The sequence below is a fragment of the Streptomyces sp. NBC_01717 genome (assembly GCF_036248255.1).
Taxonomy (GTDB): domain Bacteria; phylum Actinomycetota; class Actinomycetes; order Streptomycetales; family Streptomycetaceae; genus Streptomyces.
Map to the genome: position 1 here is coordinate 2,991,321 of NZ_CP109178.1, position 22,313 is coordinate 3,013,633.

Here is a 22,313-nt window from a genome sequence, read left to right on the forward strand (position 1 = left end):
GGTACGGAAATCCCCGTACGGAGTGTCAGTGGCGGATGCCACACTCGCATGTCATGGAGCACATGAATGATCTTGTGGCGCGGACCCGTCGCGGCGAGAAGGTGAAGTACCTGCGGTTCTGGGGACACCGACCGCTCCCGGACGGGCGGATAGGTGCGAGCTGTCTCAGTCAGTGGTGGCCGTCGCCGTTCACTGTCGACGGCGTGGCGTACGCGTCGGCCGAGCACTGGATGATGGCCGGCAAGGCGCGGCTCTTCGGCGACGAGGAGGCGGAGCGCCGGGCCGTGTCCGCGAGCAGCCCCGCAGCAGCGAAGAAGGAGGGCCGGCTGGTCCGCGGCTTCGACGAGTCCGTGTGGGAGCGGGAGCGGTTCGCCCTGGTGGTGGCGGGCAGCGTCCACAAGTTCGGCCAGAACTCCGAGCTGCGGGACTTCCTGGTGAACACCGGGGACCGGGTGCTCGTCGAAGCCAGCCCCGTGGACCGGATCTGGGGCATCGGGCTGGCGGCGGACGATCCGCGTGCCGAGGACCCGGCCGGCTGGCGCGGGCTGAATCTGCTGGGGTTCGCGCTGATGGACGCGCGGGCGGAGCTGCGCGCCGTGTGAAGCGGCCCGCGGGACGGTGGGTTCCCCCATCGCCCCGCGGGCCGTACGTTCCCCTGCGGCTGTGCCGCTTCCGAGCTGCGCCTCAGCGTGCGTCGTCGACGACCAAGGATGTGCCGTAGTCGTCGTAGGGGTAGCTGTCGTCATTGTTGAGGTCGTCATTGGCTATCGCCCAGATCAGGAAGCCCAGGAAGGCCCCGCTGATGACGATGCCGATCGAGCCCAGAATGACGCCGGCCAGCGCCATGCCGCCGTTGGTCGCCTCGCCCCGCTTGGCGCGACCGCGGCCTATGAGACCGAAAATCAGCGCGAGGGCGCCGAGGACGACGCCGAGCCCCCACATGCAGAAGCCGATCACGGCGACGATGCCGAGAACCATCGACGCGATACCGAGTCCGTTCGCGGGTCCCGGTCCGCCCCAGGGCGCCTGGCCGTAGCCGGGGTATCCCGGGTAGCCGCCGTACTGCGGCGGCGGTGCGGCCGGGTAGCCGTACTGTCCCACGGGCGGCGGGACCGCCTGGCCCGGGCCGTTCGGCGCGATCGGCGGCGGCGGTACGTCACCGGGGACCTGGCCCGCGCCGGCGCCCGGTGCGGCGCCGAACCCGGCGGTTGGCACGGGGCCCGGTGCCGCACCGGGCATCGAGGTAACCGTCTGCTGGTCGTGCACGGCAGGCGGACGAGGATCGCCGGCCGGCTTCTCCAGCGGCACTCTGCTGTCCGGCGGAGCCCAGGGATCGCGTGGCGCCGCCCCGCCCCCTGGCTGCTCTGTGTTGTCTGACATGGGCCTCCCCCATCGTGGTCCCGTCATGCTACGGCCCGCTCCCACCGGCCCGGGCCCGGCCTACGATGATCCCCGTCCCGCCCCGGGCCGCAATGCGCCTGGACCGCTCGAACCTCACTTTCCGGAGGATCCGATGACCGATCTGCACCCCTTTATCGCGGGGCTGCCCAAGGCCGAACTGCATGTCCACCATGTCGGATCCGCCTCTCCCCGCATCGTCGCCGAACTGGCCGCCCACCACCCGGACTCCAAGGTCCCGACGGATCCCGAGGCGCTGGCCGACTACTTCTCCTTCACCGACTTCGCTCACTTCATCGACGTCTATCTCTCTGTCGTGGACCTGATCCGCACCCCGGAGGACGTCCGGCTGCTGACCTTCGAGGTCGCCCGTGACATGGCCCGCCAGAACATCCGGTACGCGGAGCTGACCGTCACCCCGTTCAGCTCGACCCGGCGCGGGATCCCGGAGCAGGGCTTCATGGAGGCCATCGAGGACGCCCGCAAGGCCGCCGAGGCCGAGCTCGGGGTCGTACTGCGCTGGACCTTCGACATCCCCGGCGAGGCCGGTCTGGAAGCCGCCGAGGAGACCACCCGGCTCGCGGTCGGGCTGCGGCCCGAGGGGCTCGTCGCGTTCGGGCTCGGCGGCCCGGAGATCGGTGTGCCCCGCCCGCAGTTCAAGCCCTATTTCGACCGGGCCATCGCCGAGGGCCTGCACTCCGTCCCGCACGCCGGGGAGACCACGGGCCCGCAGACCGTCTGGGATGCCCTCACCGAGCTGCGCGCCGAGCGCATCGGCCACGGCACCAGCGCCACCCAGGACCCGAAGCTCCTGGACCACCTCGCCGAGCACCGGATTCCGCTGGAGGTCTGCCCGACCTCGAACATCGCGACCCGCGCCGTCACCGACCTCGACCGGCACCCGGTCAAGGAGATGGTGGACGCCGGCGTCCTGGTCACCATCAACAGTGACGACCCGCCGATGTTCGGCACGGACCTCAACAACGAGTACGGGGTGGCGGCCCGTCTCCTCGGCCTGGACGAGCGGGGTCTCGCCGCACTCGCGAAGAACGCGGTGGAGGCCTCGTACCTCGACCCGGCCGGCAAGCGGACGCTGGCCGCCGAGATCGACACGTACACGACGAGCTGGCTGGAGGGCACCGGCCGGTGACCGGAGGCGGTGACAATGGCCCCATGGCCACCTCTGTCACCGCCGTGGCTCACCGCGGCGATCCGTACCGTGTCCGCGAGAACACCCTCCCGTCGATCCGCTCCGCGATCGAACGGGGGGCGGACGCGGTCGAGGTCGATGTCCGGGTCACCCGCGACGGGGTGCCCGTCCTGCTGCACGACTCCACGCTGGAACGGCTGTGGGGCCACGACCGCAGGCTGGACGGGCTCACCCACCAGGAGCTCACCGAAATGACCGCGGGCGGTGTGCCCACCCTGCGCGAGGCGCTGCTCGCCGCCGGAACGCACCGCCTCATGGTCGACCTGCCCGGCTCCACCGACGACTCGGTACGCAGGACCGTCGGTGTGGTCCGTGAGTGCGGAGCCGGGGAGCGCACGTACTACTGCGCGGGCCCCGAGGCCATGCTGCGGGTGCGCGCGGCCGATCCGTCCGCCGAGATCGCCCTGACCTGGACGACCCTCGCGCCGCCGCGTGCCGGTCTACTGGACGTGGTGAAGCCACGCTGGCTGAACTACCGGTTCGGTCTGGTGAGCCGGGAGTTGACGGACCGTATCCACCGGGACGGGCTGCTGGTCTCGGCCTGGACGGCCGACACCAGGCGCACCATGCGCCGTCTGATCGCGCACGGCGTCGACTCGATCACCACCAATCGGGTCGACGCCCTGCACGGCCTGCTCGCCAACTCGACTGTCACTGATCTCCGTTGATCGATCCGGCATGATGGACGGTGCCTCATCGACCGCGATGTCGCCCGGCGCCGGAGGAGCAGATGTGACTGATGTGACCGATCCGCGGAGCAACCACCTTTCCCCCCAGGTCCGTTCCGACATCGCCCACAACGCCCGGGTCTGGAACTACTGGCTGGGCGGCAAGGACAACTACCCCGTCGACCGCGCGGTCGGCGATCAGGTCACCGGCATGTACCCGAGCATCGGTGAAGTGGCCCGCGCCGACCGGGCGTTCCTGGGGAGGGCGGTCCGTCATCTGGCCGGTGACGTGGGGATCGGCCAGTTCCTGGACATCGGCACCGGACTGCCGACGGCGGACAACACCCACGAGGTCGCACAGCACACCGCGCCGGACGCCCGCATCGTGTACGTCGACAACGACCCGATCGTGCTCGCGCACGCCCGCGCGCTGCTCACCAGCTCGCCGGAGGGTGCGACCACCTACATCGACGCGGACGCCCGCCACCCGGAACGGATCCTGCAGGCGGTCGAACCGACCCTGGACCTGAGGAAGCCGGTCGCGGTGATGATGCTCGGCGTCCTGAACTTCGTTCTCGACACGGACGAGGCGCGGGGCATCGTACGGAAGCTGATGGACGCGATGCCGTCCGGCAGCTATCTGGTGCTCACCCACCCCACGCTGGAGCTGGGCGGCGAGGGCAACGAAGCGGCGATGCGGTTCTGGAACGAGAACGCCACACCACCGATCACCGCCCGCAGCCGTGCCGAGTTCGCCTCGTTCCTGGAGGGTCTGGAGCTCGTCGGGCCCGGCATCGTGTCGTGCGCTCGCTGGCGCACCGGCCCGGCCACGGTGGGGGCCGAGGTCGCCCAGTTCGGCGCAGTGGCCCGGAAACCCTGACGGCGCCCGTCCCATGCATCTACGTGGCATCGGCCCGAGGGCACTCGGGGCCGGCCCCCGGACCGTGGACCTGTTCATCACGCTGCTGGTGCAAGCCGCGGTGACCATGCCGTTCGTCGTCCCGCGCGGGCCGGACCTGCCCGAGGCGACGTGGGCGGCGTACGGACTGACCACCCTGACCGTGCTGCCGCTGGTCGCGCGGCGGCGGATTCCGGTCGCCGTGCTGATCGCTGTGCTCGCCGTCGGCGGCCTGTACAAGTTCACGCTCGACGGGCCGGGCCAGCCGCTCCCGTACGCCGGACTCGTGGCCTTCTACACGGTGGCCGAACTCTCCTCACCGGTGAAGCGGCTCGGGGTCGCGGCGCTCACGACCGTGGCGGTGCTGTCCTCGCCCGGACGCAACAGCAACGAGATGAGGGAGCTGCTCTTTTCCCTCTTCGTGTTCGGCGCGGCCTATGCCTTCGGCCGGTTCACCGTCACGCGCAAGGCGTACCTGCGGGCGGTGGAGGACCGGGCCCGGCAGCTGGAGCTGACACACCGCATCGAGACCGAGCAGGCGGCGGCCCGCGAACGGGCCCGGATCGCACGGGAGATGCACGACATCCTCTCGCACGCGGTGAGCCTGATGATCGTGCAGGCGGAGGCCGGTCCGGTGGCCGTGCGCACGGCGCCGGAGCGTGCGGAGGCGGCGTTCGACGCGATCTCGGAGACGGGGCGGGACGCCATGGTGCAGCTGCGCCGGATGCTCGGCGTGCTGCGCGAGAACGAGAGCCCGCGCGACGCGCCGCGGGAACCCCAGCCCACGCTGGCCGGGCTGCCCGGCCTGGTCGAGCGAGTACGCGGCAGCGGCCTGGAGATCTCGTACGAGGTCACGGGTCCGGCCCGGCCGCCCGGCCTGGACGTCGAGGCCACGGTGTACCGGATCGTGCAGGAGTCCCTGACGAACGTCGTCAAGCACGCCGCCGCCGACACCGTCCGCGTACAACTGGCCTATGAAGCCGCAGCGTTGACCCTCACGGTCACCGATGACGGGCGCGGTCCCGGGACCGTCACCGGAATGGGCCTGATCGGCATCCGGGAACGCGCCTCGGCACACGGCGGCACCGCCCGCACAGGCGCGGGTCCGGGTGGCCGGGGATTCCGGGTCCGGGTGACGCTTCCGCTTGCGGCCATGCAGACGGACGTGCACGGCGATGCGCCTGCAGAGGTGGAAAGTTGACGATCCGTGTGGTGGTGGCCGACGACCAGGAGCTGGTACGCAGCGGATTCGCGATGATCCTGGACGCGCAGCCGGACATCGAGGTGGTCGCGGAGGCGGGCGACGGTGCCGGGGCGATCGACGCGGTACGCCGGCTGGCGCCGGAGGTGGCGCTGCTCGACATCCGGATGCCCGGCACGGACGGCATCGAGGCGTGCCGCACGATCAGCGCGGAGACCGACTGCCGGACGGTCATGCTCACCACCTTCGACTCCGACGAGTATGTCTACGAGGCGCTGCACGCGGGTGCGAGCGGCTTTCTGCTCAAGGACGTCCGCCGCGACGATCTGGTGCATGGAGTACGAGTGGTGGCGGCCGGGGACTCGCTGCTGGCGCCTTCGGTGGCGCGCCGGCTGATCGCCGACTACACCGCGCGCCCGGCGGCCTCGGCCGTACCGCCGTCCGCACGGCTCGACGTCCTGACCGCCCGCGAACGCGAGACGCTGCTGCACCTGGCACGCGGTTTGTCGAACGCGGAGATCGCGGCCGCACTCGTCGTCAGCGAGCACACGGTGAAGACCCATGTGGGCCATGTCCTGTCCAAGCTGGGCCTGCGCGACCGGATCCAGGCGGTCATCTGCGCGTACGAGTACGGTCTCGTCTCTCCCTCGCCGGAGGGAGAGACGTCTCCCTCCTCCCCCGCACAGGCGAGGAGAACTCATGGCGAGGACCGCTCGTCCAGGTGATCCGCCGGGGCACGCGGATCAACAGGATGGAGTCCACCAGCAGTTACTGATTCCACTCCCCGGAGGCACCGGACATGAACGCCCGCATCACCCGTACCGCCGTCGCCACCGCCCTGGTCCTCGGCGTCGCCGCCGGCCCGGCCGGACCGGCGCTCGCGGCAGCCCCCGCTCCGGTGGCCACCGTGACGACCATCCAGGAGGCGCCGGACGCCAAGGCCCTGCGCGCCGCGATCGCCGGGCTGCCGAAGGCCGACGCCACGGCCGCGCTCGTACGGGTCGCGGGCACCGACGGCAACTGGCAGGGCAGTTCCGGAGTCCACGACCTGGAGTCCAACCGTCCGGCGGACCCGGACGCCCGCTTCCGGGCCGGCTCGGTCACCAAGGTCTTCACGGCCGCCGTCGTGCTCCAGTTGGCGAGCGAGGGGAAACTCGACCTGAACCGACCGGCCCGGCACTATCTGCCGGAGTTGATCCCGGCGAGCTACCGGAAGGTCACGGTGCGGCAGCTGCTGAACCACACCAGCGGCATCCCGTCCGTCGGCTCCGGCGGCGACACCCTGGACGAGTGGTACGCGCACCGCTTCGACCTGCACGACGCGGCGGACACGGTACGCGAGGCCACGTCCCACGAGCCGGACTTCGCACCCGGCACACAGCAGCGCTACGACAACATCGGCTACACCGTGGCGGGCCTGCTCATCGAGGAGGTCACCGGCCACACCTACGCGGCGGAGGTCTCCCGCCGCATCCTGAAGCCTCTGCACCTCAAGGACACGTACTTCCCCGACACCGACCCGACGATCCGCGGCCCGTACAACCACGGCTACCAGATCTTCACCGGGGCCGACGGGACCGGCGAGCTGCGTGATGTGTCGGTGTGGGGGGCGACGGACGCCTGGGCGGCGGGTGACCTGATCTCCACCACCGCCGATCTGGAGCACTTCATCCGGGCCCTGTTCCGCGGGCAGGTGGTGCGCGGGCCGCTCCTGGAGGAGATGTTCACACTGCCCGGCGCATCGGTGCGCGAGTACGGCACGGGCGAGCCGGCCGCATACAGCGCGGGTCTGTCGGTCGTGAAGCTGGGTGGGCGCGAGGTGTGGGGCAAGACGGGTGGCCGCTGGGGCTACAACACGGCTGTCGTGGCCACCCGTGATCTCTCCCGGACACTCGTCTACAGCGTCAACGCGACGGACGCGAAGGGCGAGGGCATGAACGCCACGGCGTTGAACATCGTGGTGGCCGCCTTCGGTGCCCCGTCGGCCGGGTGACTCAGACCGCTGGAGCCGCCGCCGGGCCGGCCACCGGATCCGGCGTCCGCTCCATCGCCTCCAGCCGCTTGATCATCCGGCGCACGACGAGCAGCGGGATCACCCCGATGACACCGAACGACATGTCGATGATCGACCACCAGAAGGGGATCCCCCGGACCGGTCCGCAGATCAGCGCGAGCGGGATGATCCCGGCGCAGGCGATCATGCCGAACTCGATGACCCAGATGTTGCGGACCGGGTCGCGGTACGGACCGTAGAAGGCGACGGCGATGACGAGATGCGCGAAGGCCAGCCAGTCGGTGCCGTAGAGCACGAAGGGGTACTTCGCGTCGGCCTCGTCCAGACCGGTCCGGACCCGGGTGATCCACTCCATCAGAGCCGGGAAGTGCTCGGGCACGGGCGAGGCCGAGGCCCTCAGCAGGTCCTCGGTCCAGTGGAGTTCATGGACGAGCGGGAAGGCGGTCAGCCCACTCAGCACCAGACAGACGATAAAGACGACCAACCACACGCGTATGCGCCTCAGCAGGGCTCTTCGCTCGCTCATGCCCGCAGCGTACGCCCGGGTTTACCCGCCCTTTACGCTGCCCCCGCACCGTCCTCAGAGGCCGACGATGGAGTTCCACTTCTTCGCGAACTCGGTGCGTTCCTCGGACGTGATGTCGCGGGCGATCGCGAGCCGTCTGCGCATCGCGTCGTCCGGGAAGATCAATGGATCCTCGGCGAGGGCGGCGGTCTCCTCGTCCTTGGCCGAGGCCAGAACCTCGCGGGCGGCCGGGACGGGACAGACGTAGTTGACCCAGGTGGCGAGTTCCGCGGCGACCTCGGGCTCGTAGTAGTAGTCGATCAGTTTCTCGGCATTGCGCTTGTGACGGGCGAGGTTGGGGATCATGAGCGATTCCGCCCAGAGCTCGGCCCCCTCCTCGGGCACCACGAACTCGATCTCCGGGTTGTCCGCCTGGAGTTGGATGACATCGCCCGAGTAGGCCTGGCAGGCGAGCACATCGCCGGTGGACAGATCCTTGATGTAGTCGTTGCCGGTGAAGCGGCGGATGTGCTTCTCCTTCACCAGCTTCTCCACCTGGTCGCACGTCGTGTAGAAGTCGTCCCGCGTCCAGCGGGTGATGTCGACGCCGTTGCCCTGCATCAGCAGGGCGAAGGACTCGTCGAGCCCGGAGAGCAGCGTCACCTTGCCGCGCAGGTCGGCTGCCCAGAGATCGCTCGTGTGCTTGATCTCGCGGCCGAGTTTCTTGCGGTTGTACGCGATGCCGGTGATCCCGGACTGCCAGGGGACGCTGTGCGTCCGGCCCTGGTCGAAGGCGGGCGAACGCAGCTGCGGGTCCAGGTACTTGGCGACGTTGGGCTGCTCGGTCCGGTCCATCTCCTGCACCCAGCCGAGCCGTACGAACCGGGCGGCCATCCAGTCGCTGATGACGATCAGGTCCCGGCCGGTCTGCTGGTGGTTCATCAGCGCAGGGCTGATCTTCCCGAAGAACTCGTCGTTGTCGTTGATCTCCTCGGTGTACCTGACGGAGATCCCGGTGCGCTCGGTGAACGTGTCGAGGGTGGGCCGCTTGGACTCGTCCTCGTCGTCGGTGTCGATGTACAGCGGCCAGTTGGCGAACCGCAGCGTGTGGTCGGTGCCGGAGAAGTCGCGTCCGGCACGGTCAGCGGGCCGCACATACGCGGCGGGCACTCCGCAGCCGGCCAGCGTGGCACCGGCGGCTCCCGCCCCGAAGGCGCGCAGCAGGGACCGGCGGGACATGGGGTGGTTCGGGATCGCTCGCACCTGCGCAGGATGCCGGTCGGCGGGTTCGGCGGACAATGGACCATTCGTCCAGCGGCATGTGCTCCACCCGCACACCCTGTCGATGCCCCGTCAGGAGCGGGGCACGGAAACGGCCCCGGGCCGGAGCCCGGGGCCGCCACCGCATGCAGGGAGGGTCAGCCGTCGAGAGACGTCATGACGTGCTTGATGCGCGTGTAGTCCTCGAAGCCGTACGCGGAGAGGTCCTTGCCGTAGCCGGACTTCTTGAATCCGCCGTGCGGCATCTCGGCGACGAGCGGGATGTGGGTGTTGATCCACACGCAGCCGAAGTCGAGGTTCTTGGACATCCGCATCGCCCGCGAGTGGTCCTTGGTCCACACCGAGGAGGCGAGGGCGTACTCGACGCCGTTCGCGTACTCCACGGCCTGCGTCTCGTCGGTGAACGACTGGACGGTGATGACCGGACCGAAGACCTCGTTCTGGATGATCTCGTCGTCCTGGCGCAGGCCGGAGACGACGGTCGGGGCGTAGAAGTAGCCCTTGTCACCGACCCGGTGGCCGCCGGCCTCGACCTTGGCGTGGGCGGGGAGCCGCTCGATGAAGCCGCTGACCTGCTTCAGCTGGTTGGCGTTGTTGAGCGGGCCGTACAGCACGTCCTCGTCGTCAGGCTGCCCCGTCTTCGTGTCGGCGGCGGCCTTGGCGAGCGCGGTGACGAACTCGTCGTGGATCGACTCGTGGACGAGGACGCGGGTCGCGGCCGTGCAGTCCTGGCCGGCGTTGAAGAAGCCCGCGACGGAGATGCCCTCGACGGCCTTGGCGATGTCGGAGTCCTCGAAGACGACGGCGGGCGCCTTGCCGCCGAGCTCCAGGTGGACGCGCTTGACGTCCTTGGCGGCGGACTCGGCGACCTGCATGCCGGCCCGTACCGAACCGGTGATGGAGGCCATCGCCGGGGTCGGGTGCTCGACCATCGCGCGGCCGGTGTCCCGGTCGCCGCAGATGACGTTGAAGACGCCCTTGGGCAGGATCTGGCCGATGATCTCGGCGATCAGCACGGTCGACGCCGGGGTGGTGTCGGACGGCTTGATGACGACGGTGTTGCCCGCGGCGAGCGCCGGGGCGAACTTCCAGACGGCCATCATCATCGGGTAGTTCCACGGCGCGACCTGCGCGCAGACGCCGACCGGTTCGCGGCGGATGATGGAGGTCAGGCCCTCCATGTACTCGCCGGCCGAGCGGCCTTCGAGCATCCGCGCGGCACCCGCGAAGAAGCGGATCTGGTCCACCATCGGCGGGATCTCTTCGGTGCGGGTGAGTTCGAGCGGCTTGCCGGTGTTCTCGGACTCGGCGGCGATCAGGTCCTCCGCCCGCTCCTCGAAGGCGTCCGCGATCTTCAGCAGGGCCTTCTGGCGCTCGGCGGGCGTGACGTCGCGCCAGGCGGGGAAGGCGGCGGCCGCGGCGGCCATGGCGGCATCGACATCGGCCTGGCCGGACAGCGGCGAGGTCGCGTAGACCTCTTCCGTCGCCGGGTTGACCACGTCGATGGTCCGCCCGTCCGCGGCGTCCCGGAACTCTCCGTTGATGTAGTTGCGCAGACGGCGCACCTCGGTGGTCACAACCACCCCTCCTGTCGACACGTCCAATGGGTGAGATGTCCAGCCTAGTCGTTGGGGTAACGCTTTCGACATACCCAACTGCCGCGAACTTCGGATTCAGTTAGATCAAGGCCCTCAAACAACGAATTTCATCGATCCGGGGTTGCCAGACAGACGAGTCCCGGTGCAGAGTGGATCCGTGGCCAGTCGCAGCGCAGACTCCAGGACCGGGAACGGATCGTCACCATCGGTCGATGCCGTGTCCCTCGCAATCATCGAGCAGCTCCAGGAGGACGGGCGTCGTCCGTACGCCGCGATCGGCAAGGCCGTTGGCCTCTCCGAGGCGGCTGTACGGCAGCGCGTTCAGAAGCTCCTCGACCAGGGCGTGATGCAGATCGTCGCCGTCACGGACCCGCTCACCGTGGGGTTCCGGCGGCAGGCGATGGTCGGCATCAATGTCGAAGGCGATCTCGATCCCGTCGCGGAGGCGCTGTCGGCCATGGCCGAGTGCGAGTACGTGGTGATGACCGCGGGCTCCTTCGACCTGATGGTGGAGATCGTCTGCGAGGACGACGACCACCTGCTGGAAACGATCAACAAACGCATCCGGGCCATCCCCGGCGTGCGCTCCACCGAGAGTTTCGTCTACCTGAAGCTCAAGAAGCAGACCTATATGTGGGGAACCCGATAGCCGTGAGCAAGGACCTCAGCCGAACCGCGTACGACCACCTGTGGATGCACTTCACCCGCATGTCGGACTACGAGAACGCGCCCGTTCCCACCATCGTGCGTGGCGAGGGCACCTACATCTACGACGACCAGGGCAAGCGCTACCTCGACGGCCTGTCCGGCCTGTTCGTGGTGAACGCCGGTCACGGCCGTCACGAGCTCGCCGAGGCGGCGTACAAGCAGGGCCAGGAGCTGGGCTTCTTCCCGGTGTGGTCCTACGCTCACCCGAAGGCGGTCGAGCTGGCGGAGCGCCTTGCCGACTACGCGCCGGGTGACCTCAACAAGGTCTTCTTCACCACCGGTGGCGGCGAGGCCGTCGAGACGGCCTGGAAGCTCGCCAAGCAGTACTTCAAGCTCAAGGGCAAGCCGACCAAGTACAAGGTCATCTCGCGTGCCGTCGCCTACCACGGCACCCCGCAGGGCGCCCTGTCGATCACCGGTCTGCCGGCCCTGAAGGCCCCGTTCGAGCCGCTGGTTCCCGGCGCGCACAAGGTACCGAACACCAACATCTACCGCGCCCCGATACACGGCGACGACCCGGAGACCTTCGGCCGCTGGGCCGCCGACCAGATCGAGCAGGAGATCCTGTTCGAGGGCGCGGAAACGGTCGCCGCGGTCTTCCTGGAGCCCGTGCAGAACGCCGGTGGCTGCTTCCCGCCGCCGCCCGGGTACTTCCAGCGCGTGCGCGAGATCTGCGACAAGTACGACGTGCTGCTCGTCTCCGACGAGGTCATCTGCGCCTTCGGCCGCCTCGGCACGATGTTCGCCTGCGACAAGTTCGGCTATGTGCCGGACATGATCACCTGCGCCAAGGGCATGACGTCGGGCTACTCCCCGATAGGCGCCTGCATCGTCTCGGACCGCATCGCCGAGCCGTTCTACGAGGGCGGCAACACCTTCCTGCACGGCTACACCTTCGGTGGCCACCCGGTCTCCGCGGCGGTCGGCCTCGCCAACCTCGACATCTTCGAGCGCGAGGGTCTCAACCAGCACGTGCTGGACAACGAGAACGCGTTCTTCACGACGCTGCAGAAGCTGCACGACCTGCCGATCGTCGGCGACGTCCGCGGCAACGGCTTCTTCTACGGCATCGAGCTGGTGAAGGACAAGGTCACCAAGGAGACCTTCACCGACGAGGAGACCGAGCGCGTCCTGTACGGCTTCCTCTCCAAGGCGCTGTACGAGAACGGCCTGTACTGCCGGGCCGACGACCGCGGCGACCCGGTCGTCCAGCTCGCCCCGCCGCTGATCTCCGACCAGTCGACGTTCGACGAGATCGAGTCCATCTTGCGGTCGGTGCTGACGGAGGCCTGGACGAAGCTCTGATCCGAACGGTGATCCGGCTCGTGAGTCGATCGGCCGATCGACCACGGATCGACTGACCGATTGACCACGGTCGGATCATCGCTCATCCCTGCTTCCAGCAGTCATTTCATACGGTCCACGCGGCCCGGATGCGCCCATTCGAGTGGGATGGAGCGCACCCGGGCCGCGTGGTGCCGTGATGCCGTGGTTCGAATCCTTACGGTGCCCAGTGACCGATCGGCCCCCTCTTCGTTCCCCCGTACAGGGGACGGGAACTCTGATCTGAACCGAGGTGTACGCCATGGTGGCTCCGCCGGACAACGATGTGATCTGGGCGCGTTCCCTGCACCACTCCCACAACGGCTCACCCGCGCTCGGCGGGGTCTCCCTGGGGGTCCGCGACGGTGAGATCCTCGCCGTGACCGGCCCACGCGGCAGCGGCAAGACGACTCTGCTGCACTGCCTCTCCGGTCAACTGGTGCCCCAGCAGGGCGAGGTGTGGTTCAACAGCGTCCCGGTCCACACCATGGGTCCGCGGCTGCGCGAGCGGCTGCGCCGGGACCGGTTCGGCTGGATCGCGCCCGAGCCCCAGCTCGTACCGGAGCTGAACACCTGGGAGAACGCGGCGCTTCCCCTGCTGCTGCGCGGCGCCTCGCACCGGGCCGCGAAGAAGGTCGCCATGGAGTGGCTGGAGCGGCTCGACATCGGCACGTGCGCCAAGAAACGACCGCACACGCTGCTCCAGGGGCAGCGCCAGCGGATCGCCGTGGCCCGCGCGCTGGTCGGCACGCCCACGGTGATCTTCGCCGACGAGCCGACCGCGACACTGCACCGCGCCGACCGCTCCCATGTGCTGCGAACCCTCACGAGCGCGGCCCGCTCGCACGGCATCACGGTCGTGCTCGCCACCCATGACGCGGAGGTCGCCTCGCTCGCCGACCGCACGGTCCCGCTGCTGGACGGCCGCCGCGTCACCACCGTCGCCCTGCCCTCCGTGTCCGATACGGAAGGCCACGCGGCGTGCTCGCTCTCCGTCTAGCCCGCGGCACCCATCCGCTGGTCCAGGTGCGGCGGCTGCTGGTCGCGGCCGCCTCCGCCGGAGTCGGCTTCCTGCTGCTGTGCACCCTGGGGTACGCGTCCACGCATCCGGCATACTCGACCACCGCGGCGCTGCGGCTGCTGTGGTGCTTCGTACCACTGGCCGCCACCGTGCAGTTCGCGGTCGCGGTCGCCCGCACGGATCCCAGTACGCGCCCGCGGCCAGGACTGTCCGCCGTCGGTCTCGGACCGTTCCGGCTCAGCGTGCTGGCCGCGGTCTCCACCGCCGTGTCCTGCACCCTCGGGTCGATGGTGGCGCTGCTCCTCTTCCTGCATCTGCGCGGCGATCTGACCGGGCTGCCCTTCGACGGCGCGGCGGCCGGACTGCTGGGCGCAGGCGCCCCGTTGCCGGTGGCCGCGGCCCTCATGCTGCTGGCGCTGGCACCGGTGACCGCGGCGACGGCAAGCGCGATGGCGCTGCGCACCCGGCCGGTGCAGGCAGCCATGCCGGACGACGACGAGCAGGAGATCGCGCCGGACGAGCAGATGCCGGCTCCGGCACCGGCGCCGACCGGACTGCCGTGGGGTGTGGCGCTGACAGCAGTCGGTCTCGCGATCGAGGCGTACTCGAGCCGTGATGGCGCGGGCAGCGCGTTCCCCCTGCCGGGAAAGCTCGACACCACCCCGGCATGGGTGCTGGCGGGATGGTCACTGACCGCGCTCGGTCTGGCCATGGCAGGCCCCGGACTGACGCACTTCGCCGGACGGCTGCTGCAGGCGATGCGCCCCGGAGCCGTACGCCTGCTGGCCGGAAGAATGCTGATGGACGAGGCGCACCGGATCGGCCGCCCGCTGGGCGCGGTCTGCGCGGTGCTCTCCGCGGTGATCGCGGCTTTCGCGCTGTACGGGACGGGGCCGCGTCCCTTCGGCCCGCTCACCGCACTTGGCGCCGTACTGGTACTGGGATGTACGACGGCAACGCTGCTGACCTCCGCCCTGGAGGCGAAGCAGGCCCGCGCCCATATGGTTCGGATGCTGCTGCGGCTCGGTGCGCCGGCCTCGGCACTGCGGGCCGCGACGGCCCTGCGCGTCGCCATCCTGCTGGTGGTTTTCGCCCCGATCACGTGGGCGATCGCGGAACTGGCCGCGCTGCCGCTGACCGGCTGAGGGGCCGTCGGCCGGCCGTGGAGACGCGGTCGACGGTCAGCCGAGGTGCCGGTAGGCAACCACTGACTGCCACGATCCCGGTCCGCCCCGCGCCAGGCCCTGCGGCCCCACGCGTGCGAGCCCCGCCCCGCCCCGCCCCGCCCCGCCCCGCCCCGCCCCGGGGACATGTGACCGTACGAAGGAGCTGTACGCCCCGGCCGGTACGTAGCATGACAGCGTGGACAACCCGGATGACAGCATTCCTGCACCCGGCATCGAGATCGAGTCGGTCGCCGAGTTCGACGCCGCGGCCGCTGCGGGAACACTGGCCGGACACCGCATCCAGTCCGTCGATCTGACGGACCGTAGCGCCGCGCTGCTCGCCGCCGACACGTCCGGCGCCGTCTTCCTCGGCTGCCGGATGACGCGTGAAGCGGCCGCGAAGGTGCGCGCCGAGGGAGCGTTCGTCTTCCCGCCCGTGCCGGGGCTGCCCTTCGACCCGTACCGCGGCCTGCTCTACTCCCCCGACGCGCTCTACGCAGGACTCGCGGACGGAGGCTACGAGGCGACGCCCGACGCCCGCGCGTACCGCTGGTTCCAGCAGACCCGGGCGAACGGCGACACCTTCGCCTCGATGCTGCGCGCGCTCCACGACGACGCGGTCTCCGACGCGCTGGACGAACTCCTCACCGGGGCCCGGGTGGTCGGGGTGATGGGCGGTCACGCAACGCCCCGCGGCAGCGCCGCGTACGCGGCCGCGGCCCGGCTGGGCAGAACGCTGGCGCGCAGCGGACTGACGGTGGCCACCGGCGGTGGTCCCGGGGCGATGGAGGCGGCGAACCTCGGCGCCTACGCGGCTCCGCATCCCGATCCGATGCTGGACAAGGCCTGCGAACTCCTGGCGCACGTGCCCTCGTTCACCCCGTCGGTCACCGAATGGGCGCTGGCCGCCTTCACCGTGCGGCAGCGGTGGCCGGCCGGCGGCGGCTCGGTCTCGATCCCCACCTGGTTCTACGGTCACGAGCCGCCGAACCCCTTCGCGGACCACATCGCCAAGTACTTCGCCAACGCGCTGCGCGAGGACGGGCTGCTCGCCCGCTCCACCGCGGGCGTGATCTTCCTGCCGGGCGCCGCCGGAACCGTGCAGGAGATCTTCGACAACACGACGCCGAACTACTACGGCTCACGCGGCGCACCGACGCCGATGGTGCTGGTCGGCAGCGCCCACTGGACGGACGAACTGCCCACCTGGCCGCTGCTCCGGGCGCTCGCCGCGGGCCGGCCGATGGAGTCCCGTATCGCACTCGTCGACACGGTGGACGAGGCCCCCGAGGCACTCGCCCGGCTGACCGGCTGAGGGGCGCGCCGGGAGCCTGCCCGGTTCAGACCGCCGCGAGCCGGTTGACCAGCGCGTCGAAGAAGGCCTCCCAGCCGTCCTCGGCCGCCGCGTACTGCTCGGGCGTGAGATTGCCGCCGCGCTGCTGGAAGACCATCTCGGTGGTCTTGCGGCCGCGCTCGGCGAAGGTGACGGTGACGATCTCGCCCTCGATGTCGGCGGGCGCGCCGGCGTCCTTCAGCGTGAAGACCAGCCGCTCCGGCGCGACCACCTCGCGGTAGACCCCGTGGAACGGCATCTCGGTGCCCGGCACCACGATGACCAGGCTCCACGTGCCCCCCGGCCTGACGTCCATCGACACCCGGTCGAGCGGCACATCGGCATCGCCGCCGTACCAGGCGGCGAAGTGCTCGGGGGTCGTCCAGGCCGCGAAGACCTGTTCCCGTGGGGCGTCGAAGACGCGGGTGATGTCGATGCCCTCGCGTGCCGTTCCAGTCATTGTCCCTGCCCTTTTTTCGGAGTCGTTCCGGATCTTCCCCGGTCGCATGAGGTGTTCCCCGAAACGGCCGAAACTGCTCTTCCGGGACACCCGGTAGTGGTCCTCACCGCGTGGCGTCGCGAGCGGCACCGACCCGCCGCCCACGATCAGCCGGCGGCGGGCAGCACCACCGTCTCCGACGCGTCGAACGTCACGCCGACCTTCGCACCCTCCTGGGGGGTGTTCCGCAGCGGACACTCCGCCTCCAGGAGCGGACCGCTGTCGGGGTGCAGTGTCACGGCGACATGATTGCCCCGGAAGGTGCGGGCGCCGACCGTACAGGGCAGGCCCTCCGCCGGATCACCGATCCGTACACCCGCCGGACGCACCAGCAGAGCGCATGGGCCCTGCGGCGCCCCCTCCGGCACCGGCACCCTGCCCCACATCGTCGCCGCGGCCGCGCCGGTCACCGTCGCATCCACCACATTGTCGAAACCCAGGAACCGCGCGACGAACGCGGAGGCGGGGCGTTGCCAGACCTCCAGCGGAGTGCCCACCTGGGCGATGCGCCCGTCGCGCATCACGACGACCCGGTCCGCGAGGGCGAACGCCTCGCCCTGGTCATGGGTGACGGCGAGCACCGTCGTACCCAACCGGGCGAACAGCGTGCGCAGTTCGACGACGAGGCGTTCGCGCAGGCTGCGGTCGAGCTGGCCGAGCGGTTCGTCGAGCATCAGCAGTTTCGGTCGCGGGGCGAGCGCCCGCGCGAGAGCGACGCGCTGCTGCTCGCCGCCGGACAGCGCGGCGACAGCCCGTCGTCGGCTACCGGGCAGGCCCACCAGTTCGAGGAGTTCGGCGACCCTGCGGTCCTGGTCACCACGGGTCACTCCGTGCATCCGCAGCCCGAAGGCGACGTTGGCGCCGACGTCCCGGTGCGGGAAGAGCTGATGATCCTGGAACATCAGCCCCAGACCACGCCGGTGCACCGGTACGTCGTTCTGGTCGACGCCGTCGAGGAGCACCCGGCCGCCGTCCGGCGGGTGCAGTCCGGCGACCACCCGCAGCAGTGTCGACTTGCCGCTGCCGCTCGGCCCCAGCACGCAGACGATCTCGTGGTCCGCGACCTCCAGATCCACCGCGTCGAGCGCCGCCCGCTTCCCGAAGAGGACGGTGGCGCCTTCCAGTGTCAGCATGTCCAGAACACCCCGAGCATCTTCAGAACTCCCCGGACCGGTCCGGGCGGATACGTTCGAGCAGCAGCAGCGACACCGCGCACACCAGCATCAAAATGGTGCTGAGGGCCATCGCCTGGCCGTAGTTGAGCTCCCCGGACCGCCCGAGCAGCCGGGCCACGGCGACCGGCAGCGTCGGGTTGTCGGGCCGCGCGATGAACACCGTCGCTCCGAACTCGCCGAGCGACACGGCGAACGCGAAGCCCGCCGCGACCAGCAGCGCCCGCCTCACCAGCGGCAGGTCGACCTCGCGCCAGGCCCGCAGCGGTGACGCGCCGAGCACCGCCGCCGCCTCGCGCAGTCGTCCGTCCACCGCCCGCAGGACAGGCAGCATCGTGCGTACGACGAACGGCACACCGACCAACGCCTGGGCCAGCGGCACCAGGATCCAGGTGGTCCGCAGATCCAGCGGGGGCTTGTCCAGCGTGATCAGGAAGCCGAAGCCGACGGTGACCGCGGAGACCCCGAGCGGCAGCATCAGCAGCGCGTCGAAGCCGCTGACGAGCCGCCCGGCACGCCTCGTCAGCGCCGCCGCCGCGAGCCCGCCGACGACCAGCGCGATCACGGTCGCGACCAGGGCGTACTGCAGTGAGTTCCAGATCGCTTCGAGCGGCGCGACCAGGAAAGTGCCGCCGCTCGCGTCCGCGGACCGCAGGGCGCGGTAGTAGTCGAAGCCATGACCGCCGGGCACGTCCAGCGAGCGCTCCACCAGCACACCGAGCGGCAGCAGGATCAGCACCAGAACGGTCAGCAGGACCCCGCCGAGCAGCGCCCGCTGCCCCGCGCCACGCGGCCTGCGGGCGGTCTGCGCCGGGTCGACCAGCTTCAGCGCCGTCTCCCTGCGCCGCACGGTCCAGGCGTGTACGGCCAGGACCGCGCCGACGGCGGCGAACTGCACCATCGTCAGCACGGCGGCCGTGGGGAGGTCGAGCAGCTGGGCGGTCTGCCGGTAGATCTCCACCTCCAGCGTGGAGTACGCCGGACCGCCGAGGATCTGCACGACCCCGAAGGAGGTGAACGTGAAGAGGAAGACCATCAGCGCCGCGGCGGCCACCGCGGGCGCGAGGGCCGGCAGCGTCACCCGCCGCCACGCCGCGAACCGCCCGGCACCCAGCACCCGGGCGGCCTCCTCCTGCCGTGGGTCGAGCTGCGACCACAGCCCGCCGACGGTCCGTACGACCACCGCGTAGTTGAAGAAGACATGGGCGAGCAGGATCGCCCACACGGTGGTGTCGAGCCGTACGCCTGCCAGCTCGTCGAGGAAGCCGCCACGCCCCAGCAGCGCCAGGAAGGCCGTCCCGACGACGACGGTCGGCAGGACGAACGGCACGGTGACGACCGCCCGCAGCAGCTGTTTGCCGGGAAAGTCGAAGCGGGCGAAGACATAGGCGCCGGGCAGCGCGATCAGCAGGGTCAGCGCGGTCGAGGCGAGCGCCTGCCAGGTGGTGAACCAGAGGACGTCGAGGATGTCCGGCCGGCGCAGCACCTCGCCGATCCGGCCGAACTGCCAGACGCCGTCGGCCTTCAGCCCGCGGCCGACGATCGCGACGACGGGGTAGGCGAAGAACACGGCGAAGAACGCGACGGGCACGGCCATCAGTCCGAGCCGCACCGCGCCCCCGCGCCACGCCCTCGGGCGCGCGGCGCTCACGCGCCCCGGCCGGGCGCGCGGACCTTCCTCGCGCTTGCCCGGGCCGGGTGCGGGCGTCTTCGCTACTTCACTACGAGCGAGGACCACGACTGGACCCACTGCTCACGATTCTTGGCGATGGTGTCGGGGGCCACGGTGGCCGGCTTGTCGACCGTCGCGCCGAACTCGGTGAAGATCTCCGGCAGCTTCGCGTCCTTGGTGACCGGGCTCACGAACATGTTGAGCGGCATGTCCTCCTGGAACTTCTTGCTGATCAGGAAGTCCAGCAGAGCCTTGCCCCCCGCCTCGTTCTTCGCGCCGTTCAGCAGCCCCGCGAACTCGATCTGGCGGAAGCAGGTGCCGGTCGCGACCCCCGTCGGGGCCTCGGTCGGCTGCGGCTTCGCGTACAGCACCTCGGCCGGCGGGCTGGAGGCGTACGACACGACGAGCGGCCGGTCGGCCTTGGCCTTCTTACCGCCCGCGGAGCCGGAGAACTCCTCGTTGTACGCCTGCTCCCAGCCGTCGACGACCTTGACGCCGTTGCTCTTCAGCTTCTTCCAGTAATCCTGGTAGCCGTTCTCGCCGTAGGTGGCGACGGTGCCCAGCAGGAAGCCGAGCCCGGGCGACGAGGTCGCGGCGTTCTCCGTGACGAGAAGGTTCCTGTACGTGGGCTTCGCCAGGTCGTCGAAGGTCGTCGGCGGCGCGAGCTTCCTGTCCGCGAAGTACTTCTTGTCGTAGTTGATGCAGATGTCGCCGGTGTCGATCGGCGTGACCCGGTGCTTGGCCGCGTCCAGCTGGGTGTCGGCCGCGACCCGGTCGCTGCCCTTCGCTTCGTACGGCGTGAACAGACCGTTGTCGAGGGCGCGGGAGAGCAGCGTGTTGTCGACGCCGAAGAACACATCGCCGCGCGGCGAACCCTTGGTCAGGATCTCCTGGTTGAGTGCGGCACCGGCGTCACCGCTCTTGAGCACCTTGACGGTGTAGCCGGTCTCCGCGGTGAACGCCTTCAGTACGTCCTTGGAGGCGTTGAAGGAGTCATGGCTGACCAGGGTCACGGTCTTGGACCCGGAGCCCTTCGTGCCGCCGGACCCGGAGGCCGAGCCGTCGGAACTGCCGCAGCCGGCGAGTGCCGTGACACCGAGCGCGGCCGCGACGGCCGTCGCCGCAAGCTGCTTGGTGCGGCGTGTGGTGCTGGTGGTACTGGTGGTGCTCATTGTTGATTCCTCCTGGGTTTGACCAGGAAGAGACGCGGCCCTGCCCGCCGGGAGGCGGGCAGGGCGCAACAGCATGAGTTGATGACCGAACTTCCTACCCGGAATGACCCGGGCGAGGTTCAGAGGGTCTGCGGCCAGCCTGTCATCGGTGCCGCACTCTCAGCGCTGTGGCGCTCCCCTGTCGGAATATGAAATTGATTTCGGCCCAGATTACACGGGCCGTTTTCAGCGCTCGGATGCCGCCAGCTGCCCGCACGCACCGTCGATCTCCTGACCACGGGTGTCCCGCACGGTCACGGGCACCCCGTGGGCGGCGATCGCCTCGAGGAAGGCCTTCTCGTCCTCGGGCCGCGAGGCCGTCCACTTCGAGCCGGGCGTCGGGTTCAGCGGAATCAGGTTGACGTGCACGCGCTTGCCCTTGAGGAGCCGGCCGAGCACGTCACCACGCCAGGCCTGGTCGTTGATGTCGCGGATCAGCGCGTACTCGATGGAGATCCGGCGGCCGGACTTCTCCGCGTACTCCCATGCCGCGTCGAGCACCTCGCGCACCTTCCAGCGCGTATTGACCGGAACGAGCGTGTCCCGCAGCTCGTCGTCCGGTGCATGCAGCGAGACCGCGAGCCGGCACTTGAAGCCCTCGTCGGCGAAGCGCAGCATGGCCGGCACCAGACCCACGGTGGAGACGGTGATCCCGCGCTGCGACAGACCGAGGCCGTCCGGCTCGGGGTCGGTCAGCCGGCGGATCGCGCCGACCACCCTCTTGTAGTTGGCCAGGGGCTCGCCCATGCCCATGAAGACGATGTTGGAGAGCCGCGCGGGCCCGCCCGGCACCTCTCCGTCGCGCAGCGCCCGCATGCCGTCCACGATCTGGTGGACGATCTCGGCGGTCGACAGATTGCGGTCCAGACCGGCCTGCCCCGTCGCACAGAACGGGCAGTTCATCCCGCATCCGGCCTGCGACGAGATGCACATCGTCACCCGCTCCGGGTACCGCATGAGGACGGACTCGACCAGCGTCCCGTCATGCAGCTTCCACAGCGTCTTACGGGTGGTGTCGTCGTCACAGCTGATGTGCCGGACCACGGACATCAGGTCGGGGAACATCGCCTCGGCGAGCTTCTCCCGCGAACCGGCCGGGATGTTGGTCCACTCCGCCGGGTCGTGCGCGTACCGCGCGAAGTAGTGCTGCGACAGCTGCTGCGCACGGAAAGGCTTCTCGCCGATCGCGGCGACGGCTTCCTTGCGCTCGGCGGGCGTGAGGTCGGCGAGGTGCCGCGGCGGCTTCTTGGCTCCGCGGGGCGCGACGAAAGTGAGTTCTCCGGGCTTAGGCATGGTTCCTCCAGTGTTGCAGACACGCCGTGGTACCAGCGGCCTTCGCCGGCTCAGGCGGGACGAGGCTCGACCGCGACCGGTCGCATTGGCCCTTGTAGGTGGCCGTTGACGGCCCACAGACGGCCCGGACCGCGCGCACGAC

21 protein-coding genes are annotated in these 22,313 nt (G+C 70.0%); 12 read left to right on the top strand and 9 right to left on the bottom strand.

Annotation, left to right across the window (positions count from 1 at the left end; genetic code table 11):
- Positions 1-62 precede the first annotated feature (62 nt).
- Positions 63-602, top strand: coding sequence for an NADAR family protein (locus OHB49_RS13440; RefSeq protein ID WP_443079656.1), 540 nt, complete (start codon positions 63-65; stop codon positions 600-602).
- 82 nt (positions 603-684) lie between these two features.
- Here the strand turns inward: OHB49_RS13440 and OHB49_RS13445 are convergent, their stop codons facing one another.
- A complete protein-coding gene (locus OHB49_RS13445; protein ID WP_329160483.1) occupies positions 685-1,380 on the bottom strand; it encodes a DUF4190 domain-containing protein in 696 nt (231 codons plus the stop codon).
- 133 nt (positions 1,381-1,513) lie between these two features.
- Between OHB49_RS13445 and OHB49_RS13450 the strand changes: the two genes are divergently transcribed.
- From OHB49_RS13450 to OHB49_RS13475, 6 genes are all read left to right on the top strand, one after another.
- A complete protein-coding gene (locus tag OHB49_RS13450; RefSeq protein ID WP_329160484.1) occupies positions 1,514-2,548 on the top strand; it encodes an adenosine deaminase in 1,035 nt (344 codons plus the stop codon).
- A gap of 23 nt (positions 2,549-2,571) precedes the next feature.
- A complete protein-coding gene (locus OHB49_RS13455; protein WP_329160485.1) occupies positions 2,572-3,276 on the top strand; it encodes a glycerophosphodiester phosphodiesterase in 705 nt (234 codons plus the stop codon).
- A 64-nt stretch (positions 3,277-3,340) separates the two neighbouring features.
- On the top strand, positions 3,341-4,156 hold the full coding sequence (locus tag OHB49_RS13460) for an SAM-dependent methyltransferase (protein ID WP_392751130.1): 816 nt from the start codon (positions 3,341-3,343) through the stop codon (positions 4,154-4,156).
- Positions 4,157-4,169: 13 nt separating this feature from the next.
- The gene (locus OHB49_RS13465; RefSeq protein ID WP_329160487.1) at positions 4,170-5,375 is read left to right on the top strand and encodes a sensor histidine kinase; all 1,206 of its coding nucleotides are present in this window, start codon (positions 4,170-4,172) and stop codon (positions 5,373-5,375) included.
- On the top strand, positions 5,372-6,100 hold the full coding sequence (locus tag OHB49_RS13470; protein WP_329160489.1) for a response regulator transcription factor: 729 nt from the start codon (positions 5,372-5,374) through the stop codon (positions 6,098-6,100). The genes OHB49_RS13465 and OHB49_RS13470 overlap by 4 nt, the downstream gene beginning before the upstream one ends.
- 74 nt (positions 6,101-6,174) lie before the next feature.
- On the top strand, positions 6,175-7,368 hold the full coding sequence (locus OHB49_RS13475; protein ID WP_329160491.1) for a serine hydrolase domain-containing protein: 1,194 nt from the start codon (positions 6,175-6,177) through the stop codon (positions 7,366-7,368).
- Position 7,369: 1 nt separating this feature from the next.
- Here OHB49_RS13475 and OHB49_RS13480 read toward each other — a convergent pair whose 3' ends face one another.
- The 3 genes from OHB49_RS13480 to OHB49_RS13490 form a co-directional block, all read right to left on the bottom strand.
- Positions 7,370-7,915, bottom strand: coding sequence for a hypothetical protein (locus OHB49_RS13480; protein ID WP_329160493.1), 546 nt, complete (start codon positions 7,913-7,915; stop codon positions 7,370-7,372).
- Positions 7,916-7,969: 54 nt separating this feature from the next.
- The gene (locus tag OHB49_RS13485) at positions 7,970-9,133 is read right to left on the bottom strand and encodes a polyamine ABC transporter substrate-binding protein (protein WP_329166465.1); all 1,164 of its coding nucleotides are present in this window, start codon (positions 9,131-9,133) and stop codon (positions 7,970-7,972) included.
- A gap of 179 nt (positions 9,134-9,312) precedes the next feature.
- Entirely contained in the window at positions 9,313-10,752 is a 1,440-nt protein-coding gene (locus OHB49_RS13490) for a gamma-aminobutyraldehyde dehydrogenase (RefSeq protein ID WP_030978871.1), read from the bottom strand.
- Positions 10,753-10,930: 178 nt separating this feature from the next.
- Between OHB49_RS13490 and OHB49_RS13495 the strand changes: the two genes are divergently transcribed.
- The 5 genes from OHB49_RS13495 (at position 10,931) to OHB49_RS13515 (ending at position 16,306) form a co-directional block, all read left to right on the top strand.
- A complete protein-coding gene (locus tag OHB49_RS13495; protein ID WP_030978870.1) occupies positions 10,931-11,422 on the top strand; it encodes an Lrp/AsnC family transcriptional regulator in 492 nt (163 codons plus the stop codon).
- On the top strand, positions 11,407-12,786 hold the full coding sequence (locus tag OHB49_RS13500) for an aspartate aminotransferase family protein (RefSeq protein ID WP_329160497.1): 1,380 nt from the start codon (positions 11,407-11,409) through the stop codon (positions 12,784-12,786). The genes OHB49_RS13495 and OHB49_RS13500 overlap by 16 nt, the downstream gene beginning before the upstream one ends.
- Before the next feature lie 280 nt (positions 12,787-13,066).
- Positions 13,067-13,804, top strand: a complete 738-nt coding sequence (locus OHB49_RS13505) for an ABC transporter ATP-binding protein (protein ID WP_030978866.1) — start codon at positions 13,067-13,069, stop codon at positions 13,802-13,804.
- Positions 13,786-14,970, top strand: coding sequence for a hypothetical protein (locus tag OHB49_RS13510; RefSeq protein ID WP_030978864.1), 1,185 nt, complete (start codon positions 13,786-13,788; stop codon positions 14,968-14,970). Before OHB49_RS13505 ends, OHB49_RS13510 begins: the two co-directional genes overlap by 19 nt.
- Positions 14,971-15,187: 217 nt before the next feature.
- Positions 15,188-16,306, top strand: a complete 1,119-nt coding sequence (locus OHB49_RS13515; RefSeq protein WP_329160500.1) for an LOG family protein — start codon at positions 15,188-15,190, stop codon at positions 16,304-16,306.
- Positions 16,307-16,331: 25 nt separating this feature from the next.
- Here the strand turns inward: OHB49_RS13515 and OHB49_RS13520 are convergent, their stop codons facing one another.
- The 5 genes from OHB49_RS13520 to rlmN form a co-directional block, all read right to left on the bottom strand.
- Positions 16,332-16,784 (bottom strand): SRPBCC family protein, encoded by a 453-nt coding sequence (locus OHB49_RS13520; RefSeq protein ID WP_093778696.1) that lies wholly within the window; start codon positions 16,782-16,784, stop codon positions 16,332-16,334.
- A gap of 146 nt (positions 16,785-16,930) precedes the next feature.
- On the bottom strand, positions 16,931-17,956 hold the full coding sequence (locus OHB49_RS13525; protein WP_329160503.1) for an ABC transporter ATP-binding protein: 1,026 nt from the start codon (positions 17,954-17,956) through the stop codon (positions 16,931-16,933).
- Positions 17,957-17,978: 22 nt separating this feature from the next.
- Positions 17,979-19,592, bottom strand: a complete 1,614-nt coding sequence (locus tag OHB49_RS13530; RefSeq protein ID WP_329166466.1) for an ABC transporter permease — start codon at positions 19,590-19,592, stop codon at positions 17,979-17,981.
- Positions 19,593-19,708: 116 nt separating this feature from the next.
- Complete coding sequence (locus tag OHB49_RS13535) at positions 19,709-20,839, bottom strand: thiamine ABC transporter substrate-binding protein (RefSeq protein ID WP_329160505.1); 1,131 nt, start codon at positions 20,837-20,839, stop codon at positions 19,709-19,711.
- A gap of 225 nt (positions 20,840-21,064) precedes the next feature.
- On the bottom strand, positions 21,065-22,171 hold the full coding sequence (rlmN, locus tag OHB49_RS13540) for a 23S rRNA (adenine(2503)-C(2))-methyltransferase RlmN (RefSeq protein WP_329160506.1): 1,107 nt from the start codon (positions 22,169-22,171) through the stop codon (positions 21,065-21,067).
- Positions 22,172-22,313 lie beyond the last annotated feature (142 nt).

What these genes read in the sequence shown, in the direction of transcription:
- OHB49_RS13455 (WP_329160485.1), top strand. Translation starts at nt 2,572, where the DNA reads ATGGCCACCTCTGTCACCGCCGTGGCTCACCGCGGCGATCCGTACCGT.
- rlmN (WP_329160506.1), bottom strand. Translation starts at nt 22,171, where the DNA reads ATGCCTAAGCCCGGAGAACTCACTTTCGTCGCGCCCCGCGGAGCCAAG.
- OHB49_RS13440 (WP_443079656.1), top strand. Translation starts at nt 63, where the DNA reads ATGAATGATCTTGTGGCGCGGACCCGTCGCGGCGAGAAGGTGAAGTAC.
- OHB49_RS13475 (WP_329160491.1), top strand. Translation starts at nt 6,175, where the DNA reads ATGAACGCCCGCATCACCCGTACCGCCGTCGCCACCGCCCTGGTCCTC.
- OHB49_RS13520 (WP_093778696.1), bottom strand. Translation starts at nt 16,784, where the DNA reads ATGACTGGAACGGCACGCGAGGGCATCGACATCACCCGCGTCTTCGAC.
- OHB49_RS13525 (WP_329160503.1), bottom strand. Translation starts at nt 17,956, where the DNA reads ATGCTGACACTGGAAGGCGCCACCGTCCTCTTCGGGAAGCGGGCGGCG.
- OHB49_RS13445 (WP_329160483.1), bottom strand. Translation starts at nt 1,380, where the DNA reads ATGTCAGACAACACAGAGCAGCCAGGGGGCGGGGCGGCGCCACGCGAT.
- OHB49_RS13465 (WP_329160487.1), top strand. Translation starts at nt 4,170, where the DNA reads ATGCATCTACGTGGCATCGGCCCGAGGGCACTCGGGGCCGGCCCCCGG.
- OHB49_RS13485 (WP_329166465.1), bottom strand. Translation starts at nt 9,133, where the DNA reads ATGTCCCGCCGGTCCCTGCTGCGCGCCTTCGGGGCGGGAGCCGCCGGT.
- OHB49_RS13530 (WP_329166466.1), bottom strand. Translation starts at nt 19,592, where the DNA reads ATGGCCGTGCCCGTCGCGTTCTTCGCCGTGTTCTTCGCCTACCCCGTC.
- OHB49_RS13535 (WP_329160505.1), bottom strand. Translation starts at nt 20,839, where the DNA reads ATGAGCACCACCAGTACCACCAGCACCACACGCCGCACCAAGCAGCTT.
- OHB49_RS13450 (WP_329160484.1), top strand. Translation starts at nt 1,514, where the DNA reads ATGACCGATCTGCACCCCTTTATCGCGGGGCTGCCCAAGGCCGAACTG.
- OHB49_RS13505 (WP_030978866.1), top strand. Translation starts at nt 13,067, where the DNA reads ATGGTGGCTCCGCCGGACAACGATGTGATCTGGGCGCGTTCCCTGCAC.
- OHB49_RS13480 (WP_329160493.1), bottom strand. Translation starts at nt 7,915, where the DNA reads ATGAGCGAGCGAAGAGCCCTGCTGAGGCGCATACGCGTGTGGTTGGTC.